We start from the raw sequence: 25465 nt of genomic DNA on the forward strand, positions 1-25465 counted from the left end.
TCGGGGGCCGTCCAAGCCTATTGACATCAGACTAACATTTCCCGCAGGATGGGTTCCGCACTCACAATGTGGGTCAAAGTCCATTCTTTCAACGACTTGGAGAAGCAGCCTGTGAGCACAACGTCGGGCACGGAGCGTCCCGGAACTGAGCACCCCGGAACTGAGCACCCCGGTTCGCCGCGAGCGGCGGCCGGCTCGTCCCGGATCGGGCTGATCGTTCCCAGCTCGAACACCACGATGGAAACCGAACTTCCTGAGCTCTTCCGCCGGCAGGGCGAGGCGACGGGCCACCGCTACACCTTCCACTCGGCCCGGGCCGCCCTGAAGAATGTGACACCGGCCGAGCTCGCCGCCATGGTGGCGAAGGCCGCGGACTGTGCCACTTCCGTCTCCGACGCCGACGTCGACGTCATCGCCTATGCCTGCCTGGTCGCGGTGATGGCCCAGGGCCCCGGCGCCCACGACGGCTCCGAGGAGGTCATTGCGAAGGCGGCCGAGGCTAACGGGCATCCGGCGGCGGTGACCAGCAGCGCCGGCGCCCTGGTGCGGACCCTCCGGGACATGGGGGCGCGCCGGGTGGCCATGGTGACGCCGTACCTGCCGGAACTGACCAGAACGGTCAGCGACTACATCGAGGGCGCGGGAATCACCGTGCAGGACGTGATCGGCCTCTCGGTGGCGGACAACCTGGCAGTGGGCAGGCTCGATCCGCTCGCGCTGCCGGGCATCGTGCGCCGGCTAAACACGGACGGGGTGGACACCGTCGTCCTCTCCGCCTGCGTGCAGATGCCGTCGCTGGCATCCGTGCAGACGGTCGAGGATGCGCTGGGCCTGCCCGTCATCACGGCCGCAACCGCCACCACCTACGAGATTCTCAAGGCGCTGGGCCACCCGCCGGCCATCCGCGGCGCCGGGCGCCTGCTGGCGGGCGCCGTGCGCGCCGAAACAGCGGTTCCCGCCTGACATTCCACCGCACCACCACGGCAAAATCCCAAGGGGCCGATGGCCTCAACGTCAATACAACGGAGTGATGATGACAACCCAAGCAGTGACCCGGGAGCAGGCGGCACGCCGCGCGACCGTTGCCAGCGTCGTCGGTACCACCATCGAGTGGTACGACTTTTTCCTCTACGGCACCGCCGCCGCCCTGGTCTTCCCACAGCTGTTCTTCCCCGGCCAGTCGGCATTCGCCGGGGTGCTGGCCGCGTTCGGCACCCAGTTCGTGGGCTTCGTGGCCCGCCCCGTCGGCGCTGCGATCTTCGGCCATTACGGCGACCGCATCGGCCGCAAGACCACGCTGATGGTCACCCTGTTCCTGATGGCCTTCGGCACCGTGCTGATCGGTTTCCTGCCCACCTACCAGGCCATCGGCGTCGCCGCGCCGATCCTGCTCACCTTGCTGCGGATCATCCAGGGCATCGGCGTCGGCGGCGAATGGGGCGGCTCGGTGCTGCTGAGCATGGAATGGGGCCACCAAGGCCGCCGGGGATTCTCCGCCAGCTGGCCGCAGATCGGTGTGCCGCTGGGCCTGGTCCTCTCGACCGGCGTCGTGCGGATCACCTCCGGCATCACGGGCACCGAAGGCTTTGCGTCCTTCGGCTGGCGTATCCCGTTCATCATCAGCATCCTGCTGATCGGCGTCGGCCTGTTCGTCCGCCTGCGGGTGATCGAGAGCCCCGAGTTCGAGGCCGTCCGCAAGTCCAACAAGATCGTCCGCAACCCGCTGATTGAAGTCATCAAGCGGCAGCCGAAGGAGATCCTGCTCTCCGCGCTGGTCCGCATGTCCGAACAGGCGCCCTTCTACCTGTTCATCACCTTCGTGATCACCTACGCGGTCAAGCACCTGCAGCTGAGCAGCAACTCCATCCTCGACGACACGCTGATCGCGGCCGCGCTGGGCCTGGTCAGCGTACCGTTCTTCGGCTGGCTCTCCGACCGGTTCGGCCGGCGCCGCGTATACGGCGTGGGCATCGTGCTCACGGCCCTGTTCGCGTTCCCCTACTTTGCCTTGCTGGACACGAAGGAGCCCTTCATCGTAGGCGTGGCGATCGTCGTCAGCCTGATCCTGCACGACATCCAGTACGGTCCGCAGGCGGCCCTCATCGCAGAGAGCTTCGACGCCGACATCCGCTACACCGGCGCCGGCCTGGGCTACCAGTTGGCCAGCGTCGTAGCCGGCGGCCCCGCACCGCTGATCGCCGCCGCGCTGCTGGCCCAGTACGGCAACTCCACCGCGATCGCGCTCTACATCATTGCGTGCTGCGTCATCGCGATGCTGGCGCTGATCTTCCTGCCGAAGGCGGCGCACCGCTTTGAAGGCAGCCACCCGGCCAAGACGGAAGCGACGGTATGAGCATCACGCACGTGGACACCGCCCCCGAGCAGACGGCCGACGCCGGACCGCTGGCTGCCCCGCAGCCGGCGGACCAGCCGGGCCCGCTGAAGGATCTCCTGGTCCTGGACCTGAGCCGGATCCTGTCCGGGCCCTTCGCCACCATGACGCTGGCGGACCTCGGGGCCGACGTGGTCAAGATCGAACAGCCCGGCCAGGGTGACGACACACGCCAGTGGGGGCCGCCGTTCCAGGGTGAGGAAGCCGCGTACTTCCTCTCCGTGAACCGGAACAAGCGCAGCCTGGCCGTCGACCTCAAGTCGCCGGAAGGCCTGGCTGCGGTCCGGCGCCTTGCCCTGAAGGCCGACGTACTGGTCGAAAATTTCCGGCCGGGCACGGCCGCCCGGCTCGGCCTCGGATACGAGGAGCTCGCCCGAGACAACCCCGGGCTGGTCTACGCCTCGATCAGCGGGTACGGCCAGACCGGCCCCGACGCCCTCCGCCCGGGCTACGACGCGATCGCCCAGGCGCGCAGCGGCATCATGAGCGTCACCGGCGAGCCCGACGGCCCGCCCGTGCGCGTCGGCGTCAGCAGTGCCGACCTCGTCGCCGGCATGTGGGCGACCATCGGGGTGCTCGCCGCCCTGCATGAGAAACAGCGCACCGGAAACGGCCAGTGGGTGGACATCAGCCTGCTCGACGGATCGGTTTCGTGGCTGACGTATGTCTCCAGCGGATACTTCGCCAGCGGGGACATCCCCAAACGCTACGGCTCGGCCCATCCGACGATCGCTCCCTACCAGGCGTTCCCCACCTCGGACGGCTTCGTGATGGTCGCCGTCGGCAACGACGGTCTCTGGCGACGCTTCGCCGCGGTCCTCGGGGACGAAGAACTGGCAGGAGACCCGCTTTACGCCACCAACCCCTCGCGGGTGGCGCACCGGGACGTCCTGGTTGCACGGATCGAGGCGGTCCTGCGCACCCGCAGTACCGATCATTGGGTGCGGACATTGGATGAGGCGGGCGTGCCCGTCGGGCCGATCCAGACGGTGGACGAGGCCCTGGCCGACCCGCAGGTCCTGGCCCGGGGCATGGTGGCCGAGCTCGAGCACCCCACGGCCGGGCCAATGAAAGTGGTGGGCTGCCCGGTTCGCCTGACGCGCACCCCGGCGTCGGTGCGCACAGCGCCGCCATTGCTGGGCCAGCACACCGACGACGTCCTGGCCGGCCTCGGCATGGACGAGCCTTCCATCGCCGAGCTCCGGCGCTCCGGCGCGGTCCAGTGACTGCGGGGCAGCAGACGATGGAAGCGGTCGCCGTCGAATGCTCCGGGCCGGTGGCCACCATCACGGTCGGCACGGGGGAGCGCTTCAACGCGATGGGAGCGGCCGGCTGGGAATCCCTGGGAGAGGCCGCACGGTTCCTGGCCGGCAGGGAGGTGGGCGCCGTCGTCATCCGCGGCAGGGGCGGCACCTTCTGCTCAGGCTCGGACCTGCGCGAATGGGAACATTCCGAAGCCGGGGACGTCCGGGAAATTTTCGCCACGATCGAACGGGCTCTGCAGCAGGTCGAGAACCTGCCGATGCCGACCGTGGCCCTCGTCGAAGGCGCAGCGACCGGGGCAGGATGCCAGTTGGCCCTGTCCTGCGACCTGCAGCTGATGGCCGACTCGGCCCTCATTGGCATGCCGATCGCACGGCTCGGGATCCTGGTGCCGCCGTCCTTCGCGAACCGGTTGAGCCTGCGGATTGGCCCGTCCCGCACCAAGGACCTGCTTTACCGCGGGACGCTGCTGCGGGCACGCGAAGCGCATGCCATGGGGCTGGTCAGCTCGTGCGTGGGCGACGACGGCGCCGAGGCCGGTCTTAGGGACCTCCTCGCGGCCTGGCAGGGACTCTCCGCGTCATCGCTTCGGGCCGCCAAAGCCGCCGTGGACACCGGCCTCGCGCCGCTGTCCCAGCCTGCCCGCGAGCTGCCGGTGGGACCCGTGGTGGATCCGGAAGAGTTCGCGTGGCGCGTCGGGGCTTTCCTGCGCCGGAAGAGCGCCTGAAAACCAGTAAGACGGCGGGTCGCCGCCGGGGTGCGGCTTCGCATCCCGGTGGTGGCGCGCGGCGGCCTAGCCGTTATAGCCCTCCACCTGCGTGATGGGCCGCGCTTCCGCCTCGTCCGGGTTCTCGCCGTACTGGCGCTTGGCGCGTCGCTGCCGCAACAGGTCCCAGCACTGGTCCAGGTCCTCTTCGAGCTGCCTTAGCCGAAGCCGGTCCGGGACGTAGTCGTGCTCGGCGCTCGCGGACTCGGCTTGTTCCCGGAGCTCCCGTTCCTCGTCCACAAGGGCGGTAATGCGCTGGAGGATGTCCCGTTCGTCCATGGTGTCCTACTTCCTGCGGTCCTGGGGCTGTGCGTACCCGCCAGCGTAATCACGGGCGCGCGCCCTGACCAGAGGCCGCCCGGCCCGCACATAGTCAGCTTGCTTATTATTTTCCGGTTTCCTAGAGTTGATTGCGTAAGGCACCAATCTCTCCGCGTGGGACATGATCGGCCGAACGGCTTCTGGACCCTCGCGCTGGCTAGAGGAGGACACATGTCGGAACACAATATTGCGGGCAAGAAGGTCGCATTCCTGCTGACGGACGGCGTGGAGCAGATCGAGCTCACCAGCCCGTGGAACGCGGTCAAGGAAGCCGGCGGTGAGCCCACCCTGGTGGCGCTCAAGGGCGGCAAACTGCAGGGCTACGACGGCACGGACAAGGGTGAGACCTTCGACGTCGAGCTGACCGTCGACCAGGCCAATGCCTCGGACTTCCACGCCCTCGTGATCCCCGGTGGCGTCGTGAACGCCGACCATCTGCGCGCCGACAAGGGCGCCCAGGCCTTCGCCCGCGGCTTCTTCGAACAGCACAAGCCGGTGGCCTCGATCTGCCACGGGCCCTGGCTGCTGATCGACGCCGGCGTGGTGAACGGGCGGAACCTGACCTCGTACTACACGCTGGAGACGGACCTCAAGAATGCCGGCGCCAACTGGACGGATGAGGAAGTCGTGGTCGATCAGGGCCTCGTAACCAGCCGCAACCCGGATGATCTGCCGGCATTCAACAACAAGCTGCTGGAAGAAATCGCCGAAGGGGAGCACGCCGGCCAGACCGCCTAGGCGGCCGCCGTCGCCCGCCGCCGGGGGTGTTCCCGAAGCGGCGGGGCGGCCCTATGAAGTGGGCCCGCTTTCGGGCAGGATATGCCTGTAAGCTGCGCCGGCGCGGGCGATGCCCTTCGTCCGCGCCGGCACCACCCGCTACCAAGGAGTCCCGGAAATGACCACGCTTAACCCCTACCTCGGCTTCCGCGACAACGCGCGGGAGGCCATGACTTTTTACCAGTCCGTGTTTGGCGGGGAGCTGAACATGAGCACCTTCGCCGATTTCCAGGCCAGCGAGGATCCTGCCGAGGAGGGCAAGATCATGCATGCCATGCTGACCGGGGAAAACAATCTGGTGCTGATGGGGGCCGACACCCCGAACAGCATGGACTACACCCCCGGGAACAACTTCTCGGTTTCCCTCAGCGGCACCGACGAGGCTGAACTGCGCCGCTACTGGGACAAACTGTCCGACGGAGGCAACGTCACCGTCCCGCTGGAGAAGGCCCCGTGGGGCGACACCTTCGGCATGTGCAAGGACAAGTTCGGGGTGGACTGGCTCGTCAACATCGCGCCCGCCGCGAGCTAGCGTCGGTAAGTAGCCGGGCCGTCCCCGGCCTGGGGACGGCCCGGCGTTTCGCTGACCGCCGCGCGATTAGTCCGGGCTGGTGTCGGTAGTGAGGCCGCGGTCGTCGGCCGCCTGTTCGTCCTGTTCCTCGGCGGGTCCCGGCACCTTGTGCGAGTCGCCCTGCCCGGGTGCCCGCCCTTCCGATTCCTGGGCTCCGGCACCGGCCGCCGGCGTCCCTGCCCCAGTGGCGCTGCCGCTTTCGCGCGGAACCGGCTTCCCGCTTTCTTCCACCCCGTCGCTCACAATGTCTTCGGGTTCGATCGGCTTGCTGCTCATGCGTTCCTCCGATGCTGGCCTGCGAGGGAATTCCATCCCGGCTGTTCCCCCAAGTTACAGGGGGCGCCGCGCCGGCGTACAGGCGGGCCAGCCCGCTCTGGTGCCGGGGTCCCGGGCGGACTAGAGTCACGCCATGGGCCAGGATCCGGTGGTGACCAACCCCTCCTTGTATCGGGTGGTATTCGAAAACGAACGGGTGCGCGTGCTGGAGTACTTTGACCGGCCGGGCGATAAAACGGTCGAGCATTCGCACCCGGACAGTGTCATGATCACGCTCAGCAGCTTCCGGCGTCGGCTCTCCGGCAACGGCCGGGAGGTCGACGTCGAACTTCCTGCGGGCGCTTCCCGCTGGCTGGCGGCGCAATCCCACTCCGGGGAAAACACCGGCGACACCGAGACGCACGCGATCTTCGTCGAGCTCAAGGAGACGGCCGGGGCGCCAGCTGATATCCAGCAACCGCTCGGGCCGGCCGCTGGCTAGTCCTGTTGGCTCCCCGCCGCGTGGACCGTCCGCCGTGCCGACGATGATCGGCCATACTAGGCAGTAGTCGTCGACAGGGGTCTCATGCTGGTGCTTGGAATGGTGTTCGCGGGCCTGGCTGCCGCGCTCCACGTCGTGATCTTCTGGATGGAGTCGCTGGCCTGGGACGGCCCGGCGGCCCGGCGTGTCTTCGGCCCGGCCACCGCAGCCGAGGTCGAAACCACGCGGGCACTGGCGTTCAACCAGGGTTTCTACAATCTGTTCCTCGCCCTCGTGACCGGAGCCGGCATTGGATTTGTCATCGCCTCCGGGACCGGGACCGGGATCGGCACTGCGCTCGTTCTGGCCGGCACGGGTTCGATGGCGGCCGCCGCTTTGGTCCTGTTTGTCTCCAACCCCGATAAGCGGCCCGCTGCCCTGCGGCAAGGCATCCTGCCGCTCATCGCCGTGGCCGCAACTCTGCTCGGGCTCTGACCGGGGGAGCCCCAGCTTCACGGCCTCCGTCCAGCGTCTGTCAGTATGCTTACGGAACGCTGACCCGAGGCGCTGACAGAAACGAGACCCACTATGAGCAGGCCCGTGCGCATCGAGGTTGAGGCCGCCGGCCATGTGGGGCATGTCTTCGCCTCCCCGCGGCCGGCCGGTACGGCAAGCGGAGGGCCCGCCGTCGTGCTCATCCACGGGATCGGCGCCTCGCACCGCTACCTGCGCCGGCTGCACGGCTTGCTGGCCAGGACCGTTGACACCTACTCAGTGGATTTGCCCGGGTTCGGCGCCACGCCCAGGCCGCCCCGCGCACTCAGCGTTGAGGACCAGGCCACCTACGTCCTCGGCGCCCTGGAGCAGCTCGGCGTGCTCGAGTTCGTGGTTGTCGGCCACTCGATGGGCACCCAGTTCGCGGTCGAAGCCGCGCGGCAACAGCCCTCGCGGATCCCGCACGTGGTGCTGATGGGCCCCGTGGTCAACGACCAGCGGTGCACCGTGGCACAACAGGCAATGGCGCTCGGCCGCGACTGCCTGTTCTTCGAGAGCCCGTCCTCCAACGCCCTGGTGTTCACCGACTATCTGCGCTGCGGACCCAGCTGGTACCTCAAGAACCTCCGGGTCATGATGGACTACCGGATCGAAGAGAGAATCGCCGACGTCGCCGCCCCCGTCCTCGTGATGCGCGGCGCAAACGACCCCGTTGCCCCGCCGGCGTGGTGCCGCAGGCTGGCCGAACGGGCAGGCGCCGCGCAGTTCGTCGAGATCGAGGGGACCGGACACGTGGTCCAGCACAACCGCGCCGTCGAGGTTGCCGGATCCATCCTCTCCTTCGCCGGCATCGCCGCCGCCGAAGGAGAAGCATCGCAGGGGTTTGCCGCGTGAGCACGGCTCTCCAGATCTCCGGCTGGTGGGCCCGGGACTATGCCTACGCCGTCGGCAGGCAGTTGCGCAGCGCGGTATCCCGGGTCAGCCCGGACGAGTTCCTCAGCGGCACGGGCCGGCCCGTCGTCGTGATCCCCGGCATCTTCGAAGACTGGCGCTTCATGCTGCCGCTGATCCGGGAGCTGCACCGGGCCGGCCATCCGGTGCACGTGGTGACCGTACTGCAGCGCAACCGGCTCGCGGTACCGAAAGCGGCGGACCTCATTGCAGGCTACCTCCGCGAAAGAGACCTCACGGACACGATGATCGTGGCCCACAGCAAGGGCGGGCTGATCGGCAAGTACGCGATGATGTCGCTGGACCCGGAGCAGCGCATCAGCCGAATGGTGGCCGTGTGCTCCCCGTTCTCGGGCTCACGGTACGCGGGCTACATGCTCCTGCCCAGCCTGCGGGCCTTGTCGCCGCGCAACGCCGTCACCGTGCAGCTGTCCCGCGAACAGGGCGTCAACGAGCGCATCACCTCCGTCTTCGGACTCTTCGATCCGCATATCCCCGAGGGCAGCGTGCTTCCCGGAGCACGGAACGTCCAGCTGGACACAGGAGGCCACTTCCGGATCCTCGCCCAGGAGGAGACGATCCGCACCGTCCTGGCGGAAGCGTACGCACCCGCCCGCGCCGCGGCCACCGGCCAGGGCAGCTAGTCCTGGAAGTGGGTCCGGGTTGGGCCCTGGCCCAGGCCGTCGACGATTGCGGAGGCCACGGCGTGCAGTTTGACGTTGCGGGTGCTCGACGCGGTCTTGAGTAGCTCAAAGGCTTCGGCCTGGCTGCAGCGGTTCTGCGCCATGATGATTCCGACCGCGACGTCGATCGCGGTGCGCGACTCCAGCGTCGCCTTGAGGTTGTCCGCCGTGTCGCTGAAATGCGCGAAACGCACCGCCAAGCCCAAGGCCATGGTCGTCTGCCGCACGAAGATGCTCGCCAGTTCCTGGGCGCGCTTGTCGAAGCGGTGGCTTCGGTGCGAGTACAGGTTCAGCGCGGCATGGGTTTCGCCATCGAGGAGGAAGGGCACGGCGAGGATGGAACGCATTCCGTGCTCCCGGACCCTCGCGGCGCACTGCGGCCAGCGCGCGTCCTCATCCAGGTCGGCAATGTAGACCGTTTCCTGTTCGCGCGAGGCCGTTACGCACGGGCCGTCGCCGAAGCCGTATTGGATTTCATCCATCGCCTGCGCGGCGGCGCTGCTGCTGGCCACCGTGGCGGCCTTCCGCTGCCGGAGCAACGTGATGCCACACAGGACTTCGTCGCCGGGCTCGGAGAGGCTGCGCGCCGAGACCCGGGCCAGTTCGCCGAGGAATTCCTCCACGTCGGCGCTGTTCAACACGAGCTGATGCAGGTGCTGGTTGATCGATGTTGCGGTTGACTCGCTTACCACTATTCCTTGATGCCGTTTCGCTCGGGTCGAATCGAACCGGCGAGGCGGAACGCACCACAGCAGCGAACTAGGGCGGTGGTAGCGGGAGCGGAGCCGGATCGAAGAACTATCCAACGGCCTTCTGCTAAACCGTACCGGGACAAATTATATACAGGACTTTGCGGCCGTATAGTCCCGGCATTCGTTGGAACTTTTGACGCACCCCGCCCGAGCAGCACGGCCGGACCGGAAGCCTCCCGGGAGGCAAATGACTCCCGGGAGGCAAATGACTCCGGGGGGCTGCCGACGTAGTCTTAGCGGTACCTCGAGGTAGTCGGACGGATTCTGTATGTCACAGCTCGAAACCAGGGAGTCCGCCTCCCTGCCGCTTACCATCGCCGACGCCGCCCGAACCGAGGCCGCGGCGGTGCTCGCCATGCTGGGATCATCGGCGGGCGGCCTGGCGGAAGCGGAAGCGGCGCAGCGGCTTGCCGTGCTGGGGCCGAATGCGGTCCGTAGCCATGAGGCCAGCGGCTGGTCTGTGCTGGGCCGGCAATTCCGCAGCCCCATCCTGATCCTGCTGCTCGTCACCGCCGGGCTCTCGCTGTTCCTGGGGGACGCGACCAATTCGGTCGTCATCGGCGTGATTCTGTTCGTCAGCGTGGGCCTGGGCTTCAGCAACGAATTCCGCGCGGAACGGGCTGCGGAGGCGCTGCATTCGCGGGTCACGCATACCGCCGTCGTACTCCGCGGCGGGACCGCCCGGGAGGTGGACGTGACCGCCCTGGTGCCCGGCGACGTCGTGCAGCTGGGCCTGGGGGCGATCATCCCGGCCGACCTGCGCCTACTGGCGGTCAAGGACCTGCTCTGCGACGAAAGCATCCTGACCGGGGAGTCGCTGCCGGTAGCCAAGGACCCCGCGCCGGTAGCGGGAGCCGCCGCGCTGGGGGACCTGTCGTCCTGTCTCTTCATGGGAACGGTCATCCAGTCCGGCAGCTGCACCGGGGTGGTGGTGGCAACCGGCGGCCGGGCGGAATTCGGCCGGATAGCGCTCGGCCTGGGCGAACGGCAGCCGCAGACCGAATTCCAACTCGGGCTCAAGCGGTTCTCCTTCCTGCTGCTGCAGGTGGCGATCGCGCTCACCTCGCTCATCTTCATCGCCAACCTGCTCCTGCAACGGCCGGTGATCGAGTCGCTGCTGTTTTCCCTCGCCATCGCCGTGGGGATCACCCCGCAGCTGCTGCCCGCCGTCGTCAGCACGAGCTTGGCCACCGGCACTCGCCAATTGGCCAAACGCAAGGTGCTGGTCAAGCGGCTGGTCTGCATCGAGGACCTCGGCGACATGGACATCCTGGTCACGGACAAGACCGGAACCCTGACGGAGGGCCGGATCAGCTTCACGGCAGCCCTCCCGGTGGCGGCCGGCATGTCAGTGCAGGACTTGTTCAGCCTCGGCCTGCTCGCCACCGAGGCGGACTACGCGGAGGCGAAGCGCTCCGTCGTCGGGCAGAACCCGCTGGACGCCGCGCTCTGGCAGTCTCCGCAGGCCGCGGCGTTCGATCCCTTGCGCTATGAACGGCTCGATGTGATCGATTTTGACCACCAGCGCCGGCGCACCAGCGTGCTGGTCCGCGACGCCGGCGGCCCCGCCCGGATCATCACCAAGGGCTCGCCGGAGGATGTCCTGGCACTCTGCGGCCCGACGTCCGCCAAGGTGCAGGCCCTGCTGGACGAACAATTCGACGCCGGTTCACGGGTGGTGGCTGTCGCCACCCGTGACGCAGCCGGGCTCGAGGACATGTCCCCGGCCGACGAAAAGGAGCTGGTCCTGGCCGGCTTCCTGGTCTTTCTCGACCGGCCCAAGGCGAACGCGCGGGAGTCCCTGGACCGGCTGGAAGCGCTGGGCATCACGGTAAAGATCGCCACCGGGGACAACGCCAAGGTGGCCGAGCGGGTCTGTGACGAACTGGGCGTGCTCTCCGGCGGGACCATTACCGGCGCCGAGGCGGAGGCCATGTCCGATCCGGAGCTGAGCGCGGCTGCCCGCGAGGCCAGCATCTTCGCCCGCGTCTCGCCCGAGCAGAAAGCCCGGATCATCCGGCTGCTGCGCCAGAGCGGCGGCGCGGTCGGGTTCATGGGCGACGGCGTCAACGATGCGCTGGCGCTGCACAAAGCCGACATCGGCATCTCCGTGGACAGTGCCACCGACGTCGCCAAGGACGCCGCCGAYGTCGTGCTGCTGGACAAGGACCTCGGTGTGCTGGCCGACGGCGTGATGGAGGGCCGGCGGATCTTTGCGAACACCATCAAATACGTGCTGATGGGCACCTCCAGCAACTTCGGGAACATGTTCAGCGCCGCAACGGCGTCCGTGGTGCTGAGCTTCCTGCCGATGCTGCCGGGGCAGATCCTGCTCAACAACCTGCTCTACGACACCGGCCAGCTCGCGATTCCGGGGGACCGGGTGGACAAGGAGCAACTGCTGGCACCGGCCCACTGGAACATCGCGTTCATCCGGCGCTTCATGTTCCTCTTCGGCCCCATCAGTTCGGTGTTCGACTTCGCGACCTTCGCCCTGATGCTGTTCGTCTTCGACGCCGTCCCCGGGGAGTTCCGCGCCGGCTGGTTCATCGAGTCGATTGCGACCCAGACGCTGATCATTTTTGCCATCCGGACCCGCCGGGTGCCCTTCCTGCGCAGCCGGCCGTCGCCCGGATTGATCGGTGCGTCGCTGGGCGTGGTGGCCCTGGGCGTCTACCTCCCGCTGTCCCCGCTCGCCGGAGTCCTGGGCTTCGATCCGCTGCCCGTTCCGTTCTTCCTGGCCCTGCTGGGCATGACTGTGGTGTACCTGGTGCTGGTGGAACTGGCCAAGCAGTGGTTCTTCTCCCGGGCGGCCCAGCAGCCCGCCGCGCCGGTGCTGCCAAGGGTCCGGCGTCGGGGCAAGGACCACCATGTGGCCCGCCGTGCCGCACGCTTCAGCACCACGGAACCGGCCACCCGGCACGCACGTAGGGCCCCGCTGGGACCGCGGCGGGGGAGTCCTGCCCGGCGCAAACGAAACCGGGTACAAGGGCCCTCACATCCGGGTTAGTCCTGACGGATAGTGGGATGAAACGGCCAACCTGGACCGATGCCCGGCCCCCGGAAAGCGGCCGGATGAGCCCTGCGGCCGGCGCCCGAATGGAAAGCCAAGACAATGAGCATCTTTGAAGACAGGGTTGACGCCGGGCGGCAACTGGGGCGGCGTTTGGCGGATTTGCGTGGCAAGGACATCGTGGTCCTCGGCCTGCCCCGCGGCGGAGTCCCGGTTGCCTTTGAGGTGGCCGCCGCCCTGGACGCGCCGCTGGACGTGATTGTGGTGCGGAAACTCGGACTGCCGTACCAGCCCGAGCTTGCCATGGGGGCAATCGGCGAGGGCGGAGCCAGGGTGCTTGAGGAGCACGTGCTGGCCCAGGCAAGGGTGGGCGAGCAGGAACTGCAGGCTGTCGAGGACCACGAGCGGGCCGTGCTGGAGAACCGGGTGGCGCGGTTCCGGAAGGGCCGCACGCGCCAGGACCTGACCGGACGCATCGCTGTGATTGTCGACGACGGGATCGCCACCGGATCCACCGCCCGGGTGGCCTGCCGGATCGCGCGCAAGCTGGGCGCCGCGCGGGTGATCCTGGCCGTGCCCGTTGCGCCCGCCGACACCCTGGCCACCCTGAGCGAGCCGGACGAGGTGGTCTGCCTGGCCACCCCCCGGCACTTCTCCGCCGTCGGCTACCACTACCGCGACTTCTCTCCCACCGAGGACGACGAGGTGATCCAGCTGCTCGACTCCGCGGCCCGGCGCCTCAAGGATTCGCCCCGGCCGGCCGGGACAACGACGGCGGTCTCCGAGGACCCGGTGGAATTCGATGAAGAGGTGGAGATCCCGTCACGGGGGGTCCGGCTCCAGGGCCATCTTCACCTGCCTGTCCCCGCCCGGGCCGTGGTGGTTTTCGCCCACGGGAGCGGCAGCAGCCGGCACAGCCCGCGGAACCGATTCGTGGCGAGTTTGCTCCAACGGGCCGGGCTGGGCACCCTGCTGCTGGACCTGCTCACCCCGGGGGAGGAGCGCAACCGCGCCAACGTCTTCGACATCGAACTGCTGGCGCGCCGGCTGTCGTCGGCCACAGACTGGCTCGCCACCCGCGAGGACACCGCCTCCTGCGCCGTCGGATATTTCGGAGCGAGCACCGGTGCGGGCGCCGCGCTGTGGTCAGCGTCCGAACCCTCCGCCCGGGTTGCCGCCGTCGTGTCCCGCGGCGGCCGCCCGGACCTGGCCGGCCCGAGGCTCTCCGCCGTCCGTGCGCCGACGCTGCTGATCGTGGGCAGCGTCGACTACGAGGTGCTGGAGCTCAACCGCAAGGCGAAGGCCATGATGCGGTGTCCCAACCAGCTGGCCGTGGTCCAGGGTGCCACGCACCTGTTTGAGGAGCCCGGAACGCTGGCCGCGGCAGCCATCCTTGCCAGGGACTGGTTCGCCAAGTATCTTCTCCCCGTGACCGAACCGACCCGCCAGGAGTGAGCCGTGAGCTACACCTTTACCGCCGTCGTCCCGCTGGGCTGGGCGGACACCGTCGAGAAGATCCGTGCCGCGCTGGCAGCCCAAGGCTTCGGGATCCTTTCCGAGATCAACGTCCGCAACACCTTCGCCGCCAAGCTCGGTGAGGACGCCGCGCAGGCCTTGGGTGACTATGTGATCCTCGGGGCCTGCAACCCGCAGCTGGCGAGCCGGGCGCTGGCGGCCGAGCCGGAAATGGGCGCCCTGCTGCCGTGCAACGTGGTGGTCCGTCGCGGCCCGGGCGCTGCCGACACCACGGTGGACGTGATCGACCCGCAGACCATGGTGCAGCTCAGCGACACGGCCGCGGTCCGCGAGGTGGCGGACGACGCCGGTACCCGCCTCCGCGCTGCCCTGGCCCAGCTGGCGTCGGAAGCCTAGCTCCGGGCAGTCCAGCCGCCGGACAGAAACGCGCTGGCCCGTGGGAGTTACTCGCTGTGTCCCTGGTCGCGGCTCATCTGGTCCTCCGCCGGCGGTGTCTCTCCGGGCGGGACTCCTCCGCCGGGCTCCAGCCCGGTGATCTTGCCGTCCAGCGGATCCGGGTTCGCCGAGGCACCGGGGTCGTCCGCGCGGTCGCCGCCCGGCGCGGCACCGGGCACGTGCTGCGGACGCGCCGAGCCGCCGCCCGGTTTTGGCGGATCGGGATTGGCCGGGTCATTTTCCGGGTGATAGGTGCTCATGGTTCTGCCTTCCCTAGTTTCGCTAACTCTGGACGCTTAATAAGCATGCTGATTATCTTAGCGGTGCGGCCCGAATGCGGCCACAGTGAGGCCACAGTGGCGAAACGAGGTTGCGCCGAGGGGAGTCCAGTCCCTAGGCGCCGTGAGCCYTGTGCTGCGCGTTGTGCCTGGCTCGGTAGGCGTACACCAGCAGGCCGATTCCGGCCAGGATCATGGCCGCCGGGAGGACGACGTCGATCGCGAGGAGCAGCGCCGCCGCCTGCAGAGCGAACACCACCCCCAGTACGGCCAGGGCGGCAGCGGGAACCAGGGGCCACCTCATCCGGCCGGTGTGGTCCGCAGTCCGGACCGGGACAAGGGAAAGCAGACCAAAGGTAGCTGCGAGGCCGAGGAACAGGACGGCGGCCACGGGCGGACCCTGCAGTTCCGCGGGGAGGACCACGATGACGGCCAGCGTGATCATCACCCCGCAGGGGATCAGGGCCCACCAATTGGCCCGTTCGCGCAGGTAGACCGCGGCGAAGCCGGCAGCCATAAACAGGAACAACAGCGCCCCGCCCGCGCGGCCATCCGTGAGTTGCGTGGCGGTGACGACCGCGGCCAGGCCCAGGAACACCGAGCCGGGGATTGCGGCCCACCAGTTCTCCCGGCGGCGGAGGAAGAGGGACAGGAACAGCACTCCGACGGCAGCGAAGATCAACGGCGGCAGATAGGCGAGGCTCCGGACGATGCCGAGCAGATCGAGCAGTAGCAGCAAGCCGACCGCCATCAGGACAATGCCCGCGATGATGCTGGTTTTTGCCGGACTCACCTCGTACCTCCCTGGCGGTGCCTGCGGGGGCGCCGGCGCTCGACGCGGGCGCGGATCCCCAGCAGCATCCGGCGCTCCATCAGGAAATGCACCGGTTCCAGCAACACCCGCAGCGGGATGCCCAAGGACAGCGGGGAATAGTCATGGCGGGTCCGTAAGAGCAGCCGGGTGCTTCTGGCGCCGAGGGGCTGCAGCACGAAGGTCCAGCCCGTCTCCACCCGCGGGGCGGCCACACTGCGCACCTCCGCTGCGGCGTGCCCGGCGGTGCGTTGAGCGGCGCGTCCGGTGCGCGGGTCCAGAGTGCCGCCCAGGGCCAGTACCGCGCCGGGTTCGAGCCGCCGGACCGTGAGGCCGCCGCCGGGGGAGAGCGGAATGGTGGCTCCGACGTCGAGCTGTTGAAACTCCGGCAGGATCCGATCAGCACTGTGCATGCCCAGCCCCACCGCGTTCTCCAAGGCGTCGTAACTGTACATTCCGCCGCGGCCGGACCCCAGCTGGACGAGCCACGGCCACACGACGGCGGGCGGCGCGGCGATGTTAACGGCCCGGGTGCTTTGGAGGCGCGGGGTGGTCACCAGTTCATCGCCCGGCAAGGGGCCTGCCGCTTCCTGGGCGGTCGCTCCCCAGCGCAGCAGCCTCGGCCGTACAGCGAGGACGTAGCCTGCGGCCGCCGCCGCGGCAGCCAGCGCCGCGAGTGGCCCCTTCAGCCCGGCAGGCAAGCGGGCCGCCGACTGCGCCGTGCGGCCAGCGTTCATTTGGCCGGCTGGCCTTCGCCGGCCTCCTGGCCAACCACCAGTACCGGGCAATGGGCGTGGGCCGCGCAGGCGCCACTGACCGAGCCCATGACCTGGGCGAGGAAGCCGCCTTGGCCGCGCCGCCCGACAACGAGCAGCTGTGCATCCTTGCTCTCATCGATCAGCACCTTGGCCGGCGGCCCGAACTTGATCTGCCGGGTGAGGTGCTCCGGGCGGGAGTCGCCGAAGGCCCGTTCCAGCGACTGTTCCACCAGGCGCTTGGCTGTCTCCTCGAGTTCGCTTGGCGATGCGGTGCGTTCCTCCGGCAGGTGCGATGCGAGGAAGAAATCCGAGGTGCCCAGGCACGTAATGACGTCCAGCGGGGCGTCCAGGCTGGTGGCCATGCGTCCGGCGAGCCGGAGGGCCGTCGTCGAAAACTCGGAGCCGTCCACGCCCACGACTATCCGCTGATCTCCGCTCATGGCACCCACCCTGCCCGGTCACCCCGGCAGTGCCTAGGGCCAAAGGTCACCGCCGCGGCCCGTGCCCCGGCGGGCCGTGGGGTGCACCTGGGCGCCGTCCGTTCTAGGGTGGGGTACGGCAGCCGCCCCGACCACGGAGGAGACCCTAATGAGAATTGCAGTTACCGGAGGAAGCGGAAAGCTCGGCAGGCATGTGGTCCGCAGGCTCAGCAACGACGGCCACCAGGTCACCAACCTGGACCAGACCGGCGAGCGGGACCCCGGCTTCACCCAGGTGGACCTGCGCAACTACGGCCAGGTGGTCGACGTCATCCTCGGCCTGGACGACCGTCACGAGGGTTTCGACGCGATCGTGCACCTGGCCGCCATCCCGGCCCCGGGCCTCGCTCCCGATGCCGCAACCTTCGAGAACAACATGCAGGCCACCTACAACGTCTTCCAAGCCGCCAGGCGGGCCGGCATCAAAAACATCGTCTACGCCTCCAGCGAGACCGTGCTGGGGCTGCCGTTCGATGTCGACCCGCCCTACATCCCGGTGGACGAGGAATACCCGGCCAGGCCGGAGAGCACCTATTCGCTGGTCAAGCACCTCGAAGAGCAGATGGCGATCCAGCTGACCCGCTGGGACCCGACGCTCAGCATTACCGGCCTGCGGTTCTCCAACGTCATGGACGCGGAGGACTACGAGGAGTTCCCGTCCTTCGACGCCGATGCCCGGCTTCGCAAGTGGAACCTCTGGGGGTACATCGATGGACGGGACGGCGCACAGGCCGTCGCGCGGGCGCTGGAGCACGGCAAGCCGGGCTTCGAGGCCTTCATCATCGCCAACGAGGACACCGTGATGAGCCGGCCCAGCAGCGAGCTCGCTGCCGAGGTGTTCCCCAACGTCAAGGTGGTCAAGGAGCTCGGCGAGCACGAGACGATGCTCTCGATCGACAAGGCCAAACGGCTCCTCGGCTACGCCCCGGAGCACAGCTGGCGGAACTACCACTCAAACCGGACGACGCCCACAGAAGACTGAGGCGCCCCCGGCCAATCCAGCGACACCTAAGGAGTTCCATGCAATACCGCACCCTGGGCAACAGCGGCGCCGTTGTCTCCAACTACGCGCTGGGCACCATGACCTTCGGCGCCGAGGCCACCGAAGAGCAGTCCCATGCCATCCTGGACGCGTACTTCGAGGCCGGCGGCAACTTCATCGATACCGCCGACGTCTACAGCTCGGGGGTGTCCGAGGAGATCATCGGCCGCTGGCTGGCCGACCGGGCGGAGGTCCGGGACCGGGCCGTCGTAGCCACGAAGGGCCGTTTCCCGATGGGCCAGGCACCCAACGACGTCGGGACCTCCCGCCGCCATCTCGTCCGGGCGCTGGATGACTCGCTGCGCCGGCTCGGCGTGGAGCAGATCGACCTGTACCAGCTGCACGCCTGGGATCCGGTGACTCCGCTGGAGGAGACCCTTCGCTTCCTGCACGACGCCGTCAGCAGCGGCAAGATCGCCTACTACGGCTTCTCCAACTTCCTGGGCTGGCAGCTGACCAAGGCCGTCCACGTGGCCAAGGCCCACGGCTGGAGCCCGCCGGTGACCCTGCAGCCGCAGTACAGCCTGCTGGTCCGGGAAATCGAGTCGGAAATCGTCCCGGCCTCGCTCGACGCCGGGATCGGGCTGCTGCCCTGGTCGCCGCTGGGCGGCGGCTGGCTGTCCGGCAAGTACACGCGCGACCAGCCGCCCGCCGGCGCCACCCGGCTCGGTGAGAACCCGAAGCGCGGGATGGAGGCGTGGGAGGCCCGCAACAGCGACCCGCGCACCTGGGATGTCATCACCGCGGTGCAGGAAACGGCCCAGCGGCACGGGGTAAGCCCGTCCCAGGTGGCACTGGCGTGGCTGGCCGGCCGGCCTGCGGTCACCTCGGTAATCCTGGGCGCGCGGAACACCGAACAGCTCGCGGACAACCTGGCAGCGGCGGACCTGGTGCTTACCGAGGCGGAAGCCACCCGGCTGACCGAGGTGAGCGAGCCGCGCGTCGGCGTCTACCCGTACGGGCCCATGGCGCAGGAACAGCGCAGCCGCAAACTCGAGGGCGGGCGCTGATTCCCTGACCGGTGGCCTATGATTGCTTAGACAGTCGTACAACTAGGCCATCGAAGGAATCTGCGATGAACGCTCATGGTACCGGCGAAGGCTATTGGTACCCCCCGGAACAGGACCGCCGCGCCTCGGCGGTCGGGGTCTTGAATGCGCTTCGGGAATACCGTGCCTCGGAAACCGCAATGCGCCGTCGGACCAGGTCGTCCATGGCGATGGGCGAGACTGACCTGCTGGCCCTCCGCTATCTGCTGGAGGCCGAAAGGGCAGGCGCCGGCATCCGGCCCAAGGAGCTAGCCAGCCGCCTTGGCATGACCTCGGCCTCCATGACGGCCCTGGTCGACCGGATGGTCAAGGGTGGCTACGTTACCCGTGAACCGCACCCGGTGGACCGCCGCGCCATCATCCTGCGCCCGACTCCGGGCGCAGACGAGGAAGTGCGGCAAACGCTGAGCCAGATGCACGAGCGCATGATTGAGGTCGCCGAATCTTTGAGCCCGGAGATGGCCGAAGCGGTGACGGACTTCCTCCTCAAGATGCGGGACGCCGTGGATCAGGTCGACGCCGGGCACCCGCTGTTGGCGCTGGCTGGACAAAGCTAAAAAACTAGATAGGCTAGCTACATTGTTAGCTAGCTATCTAGAGGCGGTAAGTCGTATGACAGCAGTAGTCGAGCGGGACGGCGCCGGCCGGGCGGGAAACGCCAGCGCTTCAATCACGGACGCCGCTTGGACGGAAAGGCGGCCTGAGGCAGATTTCGCCGGGTCGCTGCACCGTCCCTTCCGCGCTGTGACGGCTCCGGCGAAGGATGTGTCGGCCAATGCTGTGCCGGAGCACTGCGGTGTTCAGATGACCTCATCGCCCGGTCCGGATGCTTCGCTGCCGTGGGCGCAGTTCTACTCCGGCCTCGGCGAGTGGACATGCACGTGCGGCTTCCGGCAGGACGCCGCGCCGGCGGCCGACCCCCTGGCCGCCGTCCGGGCCGCCTCGGGCAGGCTCGAGAGCCTGCAATGGGAGATGGACGCGGCCGAGACCGCCTTCAACTCCGCCATCCGGAGCGCGGCCGCGGCCGGCGCCGGGCACGAAACGCTGCGGCTGGCAGCCAGCCTCACCGCCGCCGAACTGGCCGAAATCCTCCGCTAGCCCTTACGGCGTCGCGCCGTCCTGGTGGCTGGACCAGATGTCGCCGATTTCCTCGGTGGACTGCTCTACGATCCGGCGCATGGCCGCGTGCGCGGTGTCCGTTTCGCCGCGCTGAATGGCGCTGGCCACGTCAACGTGCAGCTGCAGGGCCTCGTGTTGGGGCAGGTGCGGCATCAGCCCATGTTCGGTGCGGCCGGTGAGGACCTCGGCGACCAGGTTGTGCAGCTGGGAAAACATCGGATTGCCCGAGGCCCGCAGCACGGCGGCATGGAATTCGATGTCGAGCCTCAGGAACTCGTCCTGGTTTCCACGCTGCCCCGCCGCCCAGAGCCGCGCTGCCTGCGAAACGAGGTCGCTGCCGGTGTCCCAGGAGGCCCGTTCGGCCGCCAGCCGGGCCGCCTGGGGCTCGATCGCGCCGCGGAGTTCGTTGAGCGCCCGCAGCTGGTCCACCCGTTTGGATGAGGCCAGCCGCCAGCGGATCACCTGCGGGTCGTAGAGGTTCCACGACTCCTCCGGCTGTACCACCGTGCCAAGCCGCCGCCGGGATTCCAGCATGCCCATCGAGGACAGAACCCGGGTCGCCTCCCGGACCACCGAGCGCGAGACATTGTGCTGCGCCTCAAGCTCGTCCAGGCGGAGGATCGAGTGCGGCGCGAGGGTCCCCTCGGCGATGGCGAGTCCCAGGGTTTGGACGAGCACGGAGTGCAGGTCTGCTGAAGACTCCGCCTTTGGGGTTTGCATGAATAAATCATACGGGTGGGCGCAAGGGGTTGTTTAAGTCTGCTTTATTTCTCTAAGATCGCTCCAGAGCAGATGTAAAGATGCATCCGCGGGTGGCTGGAGCTTGATCCGGCCCTGAAGACAAGGGAGTCGTAATGAAGCGACGTTCAATTGTGAAGTACGCGGCCGTTGCCGCGGCGCTGTCGCTCGGGCTGACCGCCTGCGGTAGCGGAGGCGGCGACGCCAAGGCCGCCGGCACGGTCCGGGTCACGCTGGCCAACCACGTATGGACCGAAGGCATCAAGGCCGCCATTCCGGAATTCGAAAAGGCCACCGGGCTCAAGGTCGAACTCACCCAGCTCGGCGAGGACCAGCTCTCGGACCAGTACAACGTCAAGCTCAACGCCGGCAGCGATGAAATCGACGTCATGATGTACCGCCCGCTTCAGGAGGGCAAGGCTTTCGCCAAGAACGGCTACCTCGCCGACCTGACCTCCAAGGTCTCCGCCGACGCGAACTGGGACTGGAAGGACTACCAGGAGGGCCCGGTCAAGGCCAGCACCGTCGATGGCAAGGTGGTCGGCGTCCCGATCATCACCGAACGCGAAGTCCTCTACTACCGCAAGGACCTGCTGCAGGCCGCCGGAGTCCAGGTCCCCAAGACCATGGACGAGCTCGAGGCAGCGGCCAAGAAGGTCTCCGCAGCCAACCCGGACATCGCCGGTTTCGTGGCCCGCACGGCCAAGTCCGCGGCCGTGACCCAGTTCTCCAGCTTCCTCTACAGCTTCGGCGGCGACTTCACCGACGCCGACGGCAAGTCGGCAGTCGGCAGCGACGCCGCAAAGAAGGCCTACTCCTTCTACGGCGGCCTGATCAAGAACTACGGCCCGAAGAACGTCAGCACGGACATGAGCTGGCCCGAAGCGATGGCCATCTTCACGCAGGGCAAGGCCGCCTTCTACACCGAAGCGGACTCGCTCTACAAGAACGCCACCGATCCGGCCAAGTCCAAGGTCGCGGACAAGGTTGGCTTTGCCGCACTGCCCGCCGGCCCCGCCGGTTCCAAGCCGTACAACATTCCGTCGTGGGGCCTGGCCGTGAACAAGGCCTCCGGCAACCAGGAAAACGCATGGAAGTTCATCCAGTGGGCCACCAGCAAGGAACGCACGCTGGCAGCGCAGAAGGCCGGCGTCCCCGGCCCGCGTGCCTCGGTCTGGGCTGACCCGGCCGGAACCTCCACCTACCCGAAGGACCTTGCCGAGGCCATCGCCACCAGCGCCAAGAACGGCGTCGGCCACGACCGCCCCCAGGTGGTCACCGTGGGCAAGGCCCGTGAGATCGTCGGCGCCCCGATCGTCGCCACCATCACCGGAGACGATGCGTCGGCCGCGGCCGACACGGCCAACGACGCCTTCCAGAAGTTCCTGGACAGCGAAAAGAAGTAACGTCCCGGCACCCCGCGTCCACCGCAAACTGCCAGACGCGAATGCCTAAGGCAATCTGCCGATGCACCCCTGCCCGGCGGGACGGCTGCCCAACCGCCGTCCCGCCGCGGCCACGCTCTTCACTTCACCCCCAACTCCTTAGGTGAACCATGTCTGTACTGAACACCTCCCGCGGCGACACAACCCGCGGCGCCGGCCGCAGCACGGCCCGCACGCCCGGTCCGCGGGAGAACTTCTCCGCCTGGGCCAACCGGCACCGCAAGTGGCTTTTCGCCGCGCCGGCCATGATCTTCGTCGGCGTCCTGATCGTTTTCCCGCTGGCCTGGACGCTCTACCTGAGCCTCACCGACTCGCAGGGCTCGGTCCGCGCCGCGACGGAATTCATTGGCCTGGAGAATTACGTGACCGTGCTCTCCGACGTCGAACGGTTCTGGCCCGCCGTCGGGCGCACGCTGTCCTTCACCGGCGTCGCACTGGTCTGCGAAGTCGTCCTGGGCATGGGCATCGCATTGTTGTTGTGGCGGCCATTCCGCGGCGAGAAGTGGGTGCGCGTCGCCATCCTGCTGCCGCTGGTCGCCACCCCGGTGGCCGTCGGCATGATGTGGCGGCTGATCTTCGACCCGAACATCGGCTTCGTCAACCAACTGCTCGGCATGATTGGCATCCCCGCGCAGCCGTGGCTCTCCGGCCAGGACACCGCCCTGGGAACTACGATCTTCATGGACATCTGGCAGTGGACACCGATGGTGGTGCTGATCCTGCTCGCCGGCCTGACCTCCCTTTCCGAAGAACCCGACGAGGCCGCCCGGATGGACGGCGCCAATTCCTTCCAGCGCTTCTTCTTCATCACGCTGCCGCTGATGATGCCGACCGTGATCGTCGCCATCCTGCTGCGCGGCATCGACGCCCTGAAGACCTTCGACATCCTCTACGCCACCAAGGGCAAGGGCGGCGGTTCCTTCCACGAAGTGGAGACCCTCAACGTCTACGCCTACGGCCTGAGCTTCGACTACAACCAGTACGGGCTCTCCTCCGCTGTGCTGATCCTGTTCTTCATGATCATCATCGGCACCATGTGGCTGCTGACCATGCGCAAGAAAGCGGTAAGCAAATGACCGTCCTGACCCCAACCCAGACCTCCGCCGCCCGGCAGGCGCCGGCCCCGCGCCGTCGCAAGCCGCTGGCCACCCGCGCCTACAAGGTGTTCAGGGTCCTCGCGCTGGTCGCCGTGGTGCTGTTCCTGATCGCCCCGCTGTTCTGGATGCTGCTGGCCTCCTTCAAGACCAACGTGGACATCTACGACACGGCCAAGTCCTTCGTGTTCACCCCCACCGGGGAGAACTACGCCAACGTGCTGCAGCGGAACAACTACTTCATCTTCATCTTCAACAGCTTCTGGGTCGCGTTCGTCTCCACCGCCCTGTCGCTGGTCCTGGGTGTCCCGGCGGCCTACGCGATGAGCCGCTTCACCATGGGCCGGTCGGCGCTGGTGGTCCTGATGGCCCGCGTCATCCCGGGCGTCTCGCTGCTGGTGCCCTGGTACTACGTATTCTCCAACCTGAAGATGGTCGGCGGCTTCGAGGTGCTGATCCTGAGCCATATGTTCGTCGCGCTGCCGCTGATCGTCTACATCATGATGAGCTACTTCGATTCGCTGCCGCTGGAACTGGAAGAGTCGGCGCAGGTGGACGGGCTCACCCCGATCGGTGCGTTCCGACGGATCACGCTGCCGCTGTCCGTCTCCGGCATCGCTACCGCCGGGATCCTGTCCTTCATCTTCTCGTGGAACAACTTCATGTTCGCCCTGGTGCTCTCCGGCTCCAAGACCAAGACCCTGCCGGTGGCGATCTTCGACTTCGTCTCCTACGCCAGCATCGACTGGGGCGGACTGATGGCCGCCGCCACGGTGGTCACCATCCCGATCATGATCATCGCGCTCTTCACGCAGAAGTACATCGTCTCCGGCCTCACCGCCGGTGCGACCAAGGGCTAGGCCACACATGACACGCATCAGCAGGATTGAAACCTTCCTCGTCGCGCCGCGCTGGCTCTTCGTCCGGATCGAGACCGAGAGCGGCATCGTCGGCTGGGGCGAGGCCAGCTGCGAAGGCCGCAGCGAGACCGTGCGCACCGCCGTCGAGCAACTCTCCGAGCTGCTGATCGGCAACGACGCGCTCCGGATCGAGGACCACTGGCAGGTGATGACCAAGGGTTCCTTCTACCGCGGCGGCCCCATCCTCGCCAGCGCAGTCTCCGGCCTGGACCAGGCACTCTGGGACATCGCAGGCAAGCACTTCAACACCCCCGTGCACCAGCTCCTGGGCGGCCACGTCCGCGACCGGATCCGGATGTACGGCTGGGTGGGAGGGGACGAGCCCAACGAGGTGGCGGACCAGATCAGCGCCCAGCTGGAGGTCGGACTCACCGCGGTGAAGATGAACGCCAGCGGCCGGATGAGCCCGGTCGCGTCGGTGGCCGAGCTCGACGGCGTCGTCCGCCGGGTCGCCGCGGCCCGCGAGGTGCTCGGGGACCACCGCGACGTCGCCGTCGACTTCCACGGCCGCTTCAGCCTGGCCAACGCCCGGCGGGTGGCGCCGCTGCTGGAACCGTACCGGCCGTTCTTCCTTGAAGAGCCCGTAGTCCCGGAAAACACCCACCTGCTGCGGGAGTTCACCTCCTCGACCACGACGCCGGTCTCCACCGGCGAGCGGCTCTACAGCCGGCAGGAATTCCTGCCGGCGCTGCAGGCCGGCATCGCCGTGGCGCAGCCGGACCTCTCGCACGCCGGCGGCATCACCGAGGTGCGCAAGATTGCCTCGCTGGCCGAAATCTACGAGGTCCAGCTGGCCCCGCACTGCCCGCTCGGGCCGCTGGCGCTGGCAGCCTGCCTGCAGGTCGGCTTCGCCACGCCCAACTTCCTGATCCAGGAACAAAGCATCGGCATCCACTACAACCAGGGTGCCGAAGTCCTGGACTACGTGGTGGACAAGAGCCCGCTCAAGTTTGTTGACGGCCATATCCAACGGCTGACCGGGCCGGGCCTCGGCATCGAGATCGACGAGGCCGTGGTCCGTGCAGCGGACAAGCGGGGCCACGCCTGGCGCGGACCGGTCTGGCGCCACCCCGACGGCGCCTTCGCAGAATGGTGAACGAT

Annotated in this window: 29 protein-coding genes; 21 read left to right on the top strand and 8 right to left on the bottom strand. The window is 67.9% G+C overall.

The features are described 5' to 3' along the window. The first annotated feature begins 111 nt into the window (after positions 1 to 111). The 4 genes from AC1DK9_RS01415 to AC1DK9_RS01430 all read left to right on the top strand — a co-directional run bounded on the left by AC1DK9_RS01415 (position 112) and on the right by AC1DK9_RS01430 (position 4382). On the top strand, positions 112 to 963 hold the full coding sequence (locus AC1DK9_RS01415; RefSeq protein WP_476914794.1) for a maleate cis-trans isomerase family protein: 852 nt from the start codon (positions 112 to 114) through the stop codon (positions 961 to 963). Between the two features lie 70 nt (positions 964 to 1033). Further along, entirely contained in the window at positions 1034 to 2353 is a 1320-nt protein-coding gene (locus tag AC1DK9_RS01420; protein ID WP_476914795.1) for an MFS transporter, read from the top strand. Next, the gene (locus AC1DK9_RS01425) at positions 2350 to 3618 is read left to right on the top strand and encodes a CaiB/BaiF CoA transferase family protein (protein ID WP_476914796.1); all 1269 of its coding nucleotides are present in this window, start codon (positions 2350 to 2352) and stop codon (positions 3616 to 3618) included. Before AC1DK9_RS01420 ends, AC1DK9_RS01425 begins: the two co-directional genes overlap by 4 nt. Beyond that, the gene (locus AC1DK9_RS01430; protein ID WP_476914797.1) at positions 3615 to 4382 is read left to right on the top strand and encodes an enoyl-CoA hydratase/isomerase family protein; all 768 of its coding nucleotides are present in this window, start codon (positions 3615 to 3617) and stop codon (positions 4380 to 4382) included. Before AC1DK9_RS01425 ends, AC1DK9_RS01430 begins: the two co-directional genes overlap by 4 nt. Before the next feature lie 66 nt (positions 4383 to 4448). Here AC1DK9_RS01430 and AC1DK9_RS01435 read toward each other — a convergent pair whose 3' ends face one another. After that, positions 4449 to 4700, bottom strand: a complete 252-nt coding sequence (locus tag AC1DK9_RS01435; protein WP_476914798.1) for a DUF2630 family protein — start codon at positions 4698 to 4700, stop codon at positions 4449 to 4451. Positions 4701 to 4913: 213 nt separating this feature from the next. On the opposite strand from AC1DK9_RS01435, the gene AC1DK9_RS01440 reads away from it, so the two are divergent. Further along, positions 4914 to 5480: a type 1 glutamine amidotransferase domain-containing protein gene (locus AC1DK9_RS01440; protein WP_476862193.1), complete on the top strand. Its 567-nt coding sequence runs from the start codon at positions 4914 to 4916 to the stop codon at positions 5478 to 5480. 157 nt (positions 5481 to 5637) lie between these two features. Then, positions 5638 to 6051 (top strand): VOC family protein, encoded by a 414-nt coding sequence (locus AC1DK9_RS01445; protein WP_476914799.1) that lies wholly within the window; start codon positions 5638 to 5640, stop codon positions 6049 to 6051. Positions 6052 to 6117: 66 nt separating this feature from the next. On the opposite strand, the gene AC1DK9_RS01450 is transcribed toward AC1DK9_RS01445, so the two are convergent. Beyond that, positions 6118 to 6366: a hypothetical protein gene (locus AC1DK9_RS01450; protein WP_476914800.1), complete on the bottom strand. Its 249-nt coding sequence runs from the start codon at positions 6364 to 6366 to the stop codon at positions 6118 to 6120. A 133-nt stretch (positions 6367 to 6499) separates the two neighbouring features. Between AC1DK9_RS01450 and AC1DK9_RS01455 the strand changes: the two genes are divergently transcribed. From AC1DK9_RS01455 to AC1DK9_RS01470, 4 genes are all read left to right on the top strand, one after another. Continuing rightward, a complete protein-coding gene (locus AC1DK9_RS01455; protein ID WP_476914801.1) occupies positions 6500 to 6847 on the top strand; it encodes a cytoplasmic protein in 348 nt (115 codons plus the stop codon). Between the two features lie 84 nt (positions 6848 to 6931). Then, the gene (locus AC1DK9_RS01460; RefSeq protein ID WP_476862197.1) at positions 6932 to 7321 is read left to right on the top strand and encodes a DUF1304 domain-containing protein; all 390 of its coding nucleotides are present in this window, start codon (positions 6932 to 6934) and stop codon (positions 7319 to 7321) included. Between the two features lie 93 nt (positions 7322 to 7414). Next, positions 7415 to 8215, top strand: coding sequence for an alpha/beta fold hydrolase (locus tag AC1DK9_RS01465; RefSeq protein ID WP_476914802.1), 801 nt, complete (start codon positions 7415 to 7417; stop codon positions 8213 to 8215). Further along, positions 8212 to 8916: an esterase/lipase family protein gene (locus AC1DK9_RS01470; protein ID WP_476914803.1), complete on the top strand. Its 705-nt coding sequence runs from the start codon at positions 8212 to 8214 to the stop codon at positions 8914 to 8916. Before AC1DK9_RS01465 ends, AC1DK9_RS01470 begins: the two co-directional genes overlap by 4 nt. On the opposite strand, the gene AC1DK9_RS01475 is transcribed toward AC1DK9_RS01470, so the two are convergent. Then, the gene (locus tag AC1DK9_RS01475; protein ID WP_476914804.1) at positions 8913 to 9647 is read right to left on the bottom strand and encodes a GAF and ANTAR domain-containing protein; all 735 of its coding nucleotides are present in this window, start codon (positions 9645 to 9647) and stop codon (positions 8913 to 8915) included. The genes AC1DK9_RS01470 and AC1DK9_RS01475 overlap by 4 nt on opposite strands. 328 nt (positions 9648 to 9975) lie before the next feature. On the opposite strand from AC1DK9_RS01475, the gene mgtA reads away from it, so the two are divergent. The 3 genes from mgtA to AC1DK9_RS01490 all read left to right on the top strand — a co-directional run bounded on the left by mgtA (position 9976) and on the right by AC1DK9_RS01490 (position 14592). After that, entirely contained in the window at positions 9976 to 12717 is a 2742-nt protein-coding gene (gene mgtA / locus AC1DK9_RS01480) for a magnesium-translocating P-type ATPase (RefSeq protein WP_476914805.1), read from the top strand. Positions 12718 to 12822: 105 nt separating this feature from the next. Next, positions 12823 to 14175 carry a phosphoribosyltransferase family protein gene (locus tag AC1DK9_RS01485; protein WP_476914806.1) on the top strand — a complete coding sequence of 451 codons (1353 nt, stop codon included), beginning with the start codon at positions 12823 to 12825 and terminating at the stop codon, positions 14173 to 14175. A gap of 3 nt (positions 14176 to 14178) precedes the next feature. Then, positions 14179 to 14592, top strand: coding sequence for a DUF302 domain-containing protein (locus tag AC1DK9_RS01490; RefSeq protein ID WP_476914807.1), 414 nt, complete (start codon positions 14179 to 14181; stop codon positions 14590 to 14592). Between the two features lie 47 nt (positions 14593 to 14639). Here the strand turns inward: AC1DK9_RS01490 and AC1DK9_RS01495 are convergent, their stop codons facing one another. From AC1DK9_RS01495 to AC1DK9_RS01510, 4 genes are all read right to left on the bottom strand, one after another. Next, positions 14640 to 14891, bottom strand: a complete 252-nt coding sequence (locus AC1DK9_RS01495) for a DUF6480 family protein (protein ID WP_476862204.1) — start codon at positions 14889 to 14891, stop codon at positions 14640 to 14642. A 133-nt stretch (positions 14892 to 15024) separates the two neighbouring features. Next, positions 15025 to 15702 (bottom strand): hypothetical protein, encoded by a 678-nt coding sequence (locus AC1DK9_RS01500; protein ID WP_476914808.1) that lies wholly within the window; start codon positions 15700 to 15702, stop codon positions 15025 to 15027. After that, a complete protein-coding gene (locus AC1DK9_RS01505) occupies positions 15699 to 16457 on the bottom strand; it encodes an SRPBCC family protein (protein ID WP_476914809.1) in 759 nt (252 codons plus the stop codon). The genes AC1DK9_RS01500 and AC1DK9_RS01505 overlap by 4 nt, the downstream gene beginning before the upstream one ends. Next, positions 16454 to 16918 (bottom strand): universal stress protein, encoded by a 465-nt coding sequence (locus AC1DK9_RS01510; protein WP_476862207.1) that lies wholly within the window; start codon positions 16916 to 16918, stop codon positions 16454 to 16456. Before AC1DK9_RS01510 ends, AC1DK9_RS01505 begins: the two co-directional genes overlap by 4 nt. Positions 16919 to 17066: 148 nt before the next feature. Between AC1DK9_RS01510 and AC1DK9_RS01515 the strand changes: the two genes are divergently transcribed. The 4 genes from AC1DK9_RS01515 (at position 17067) to AC1DK9_RS01530 (ending at position 20146) form a co-directional block, all read left to right on the top strand. Next, on the top strand, positions 17067 to 17939 hold the full coding sequence (locus AC1DK9_RS01515) for an NAD-dependent epimerase/dehydratase family protein (protein WP_476914810.1): 873 nt from the start codon (positions 17067 to 17069) through the stop codon (positions 17937 to 17939). A gap of 38 nt (positions 17940 to 17977) precedes the next feature. Next, positions 17978 to 19009 (top strand): aldo/keto reductase, encoded by a 1032-nt coding sequence (locus tag AC1DK9_RS01520; RefSeq protein ID WP_476914811.1) that lies wholly within the window; start codon positions 17978 to 17980, stop codon positions 19007 to 19009. 65 nt (positions 19010 to 19074) lie between these two features. Beyond that, positions 19075 to 19605 (top strand): MarR family winged helix-turn-helix transcriptional regulator, encoded by a 531-nt coding sequence (locus tag AC1DK9_RS01525; protein ID WP_476862210.1) that lies wholly within the window; start codon positions 19075 to 19077, stop codon positions 19603 to 19605. A gap of 247 nt (positions 19606 to 19852) precedes the next feature. Beyond that, positions 19853 to 20146, top strand: coding sequence for a hypothetical protein (locus tag AC1DK9_RS01530; RefSeq protein WP_476862211.1), 294 nt, complete (start codon positions 19853 to 19855; stop codon positions 20144 to 20146). 3 nt (positions 20147 to 20149) lie between these two features. Here AC1DK9_RS01530 and AC1DK9_RS01535 read toward each other — a convergent pair whose 3' ends face one another. Further along, a complete protein-coding gene (locus AC1DK9_RS01535) occupies positions 20150 to 20887 on the bottom strand; it encodes a FadR/GntR family transcriptional regulator (RefSeq protein ID WP_476862212.1) in 738 nt (245 codons plus the stop codon). 134 nt (positions 20888 to 21021) lie between these two features. On the opposite strand from AC1DK9_RS01535, the gene AC1DK9_RS01540 reads away from it, so the two are divergent. The 4 genes from AC1DK9_RS01540 to dgoD all read left to right on the top strand — a co-directional run bounded on the left by AC1DK9_RS01540 (position 21022) and on the right by dgoD (position 25460). Continuing rightward, a complete protein-coding gene (locus tag AC1DK9_RS01540) occupies positions 21022 to 22311 on the top strand; it encodes an ABC transporter substrate-binding protein (protein ID WP_476862213.1) in 1290 nt (429 codons plus the stop codon). Between the two features lie 149 nt (positions 22312 to 22460). Then, positions 22461 to 23426, top strand: a complete 966-nt coding sequence (locus tag AC1DK9_RS01545; protein WP_476862214.1) for a carbohydrate ABC transporter permease — start codon at positions 22461 to 22463, stop codon at positions 23424 to 23426. After that, the gene (locus tag AC1DK9_RS01550) at positions 23423 to 24304 is read left to right on the top strand and encodes a carbohydrate ABC transporter permease (protein ID WP_476862215.1); all 882 of its coding nucleotides are present in this window, start codon (positions 23423 to 23425) and stop codon (positions 24302 to 24304) included. The genes AC1DK9_RS01545 and AC1DK9_RS01550 overlap by 4 nt, the downstream gene beginning before the upstream one ends. A gap of 7 nt (positions 24305 to 24311) precedes the next feature. After that, on the top strand, positions 24312 to 25460 hold the full coding sequence (gene dgoD, locus AC1DK9_RS01555) for a galactonate dehydratase (protein WP_476862216.1): 1149 nt from the start codon (positions 24312 to 24314) through the stop codon (positions 25458 to 25460). The last annotated feature ends 5 nt before the right edge of the window (positions 25461 to 25465 follow it).

Source organism: Arthrobacter sp. 01T414, from assembly GCF_056398965.1.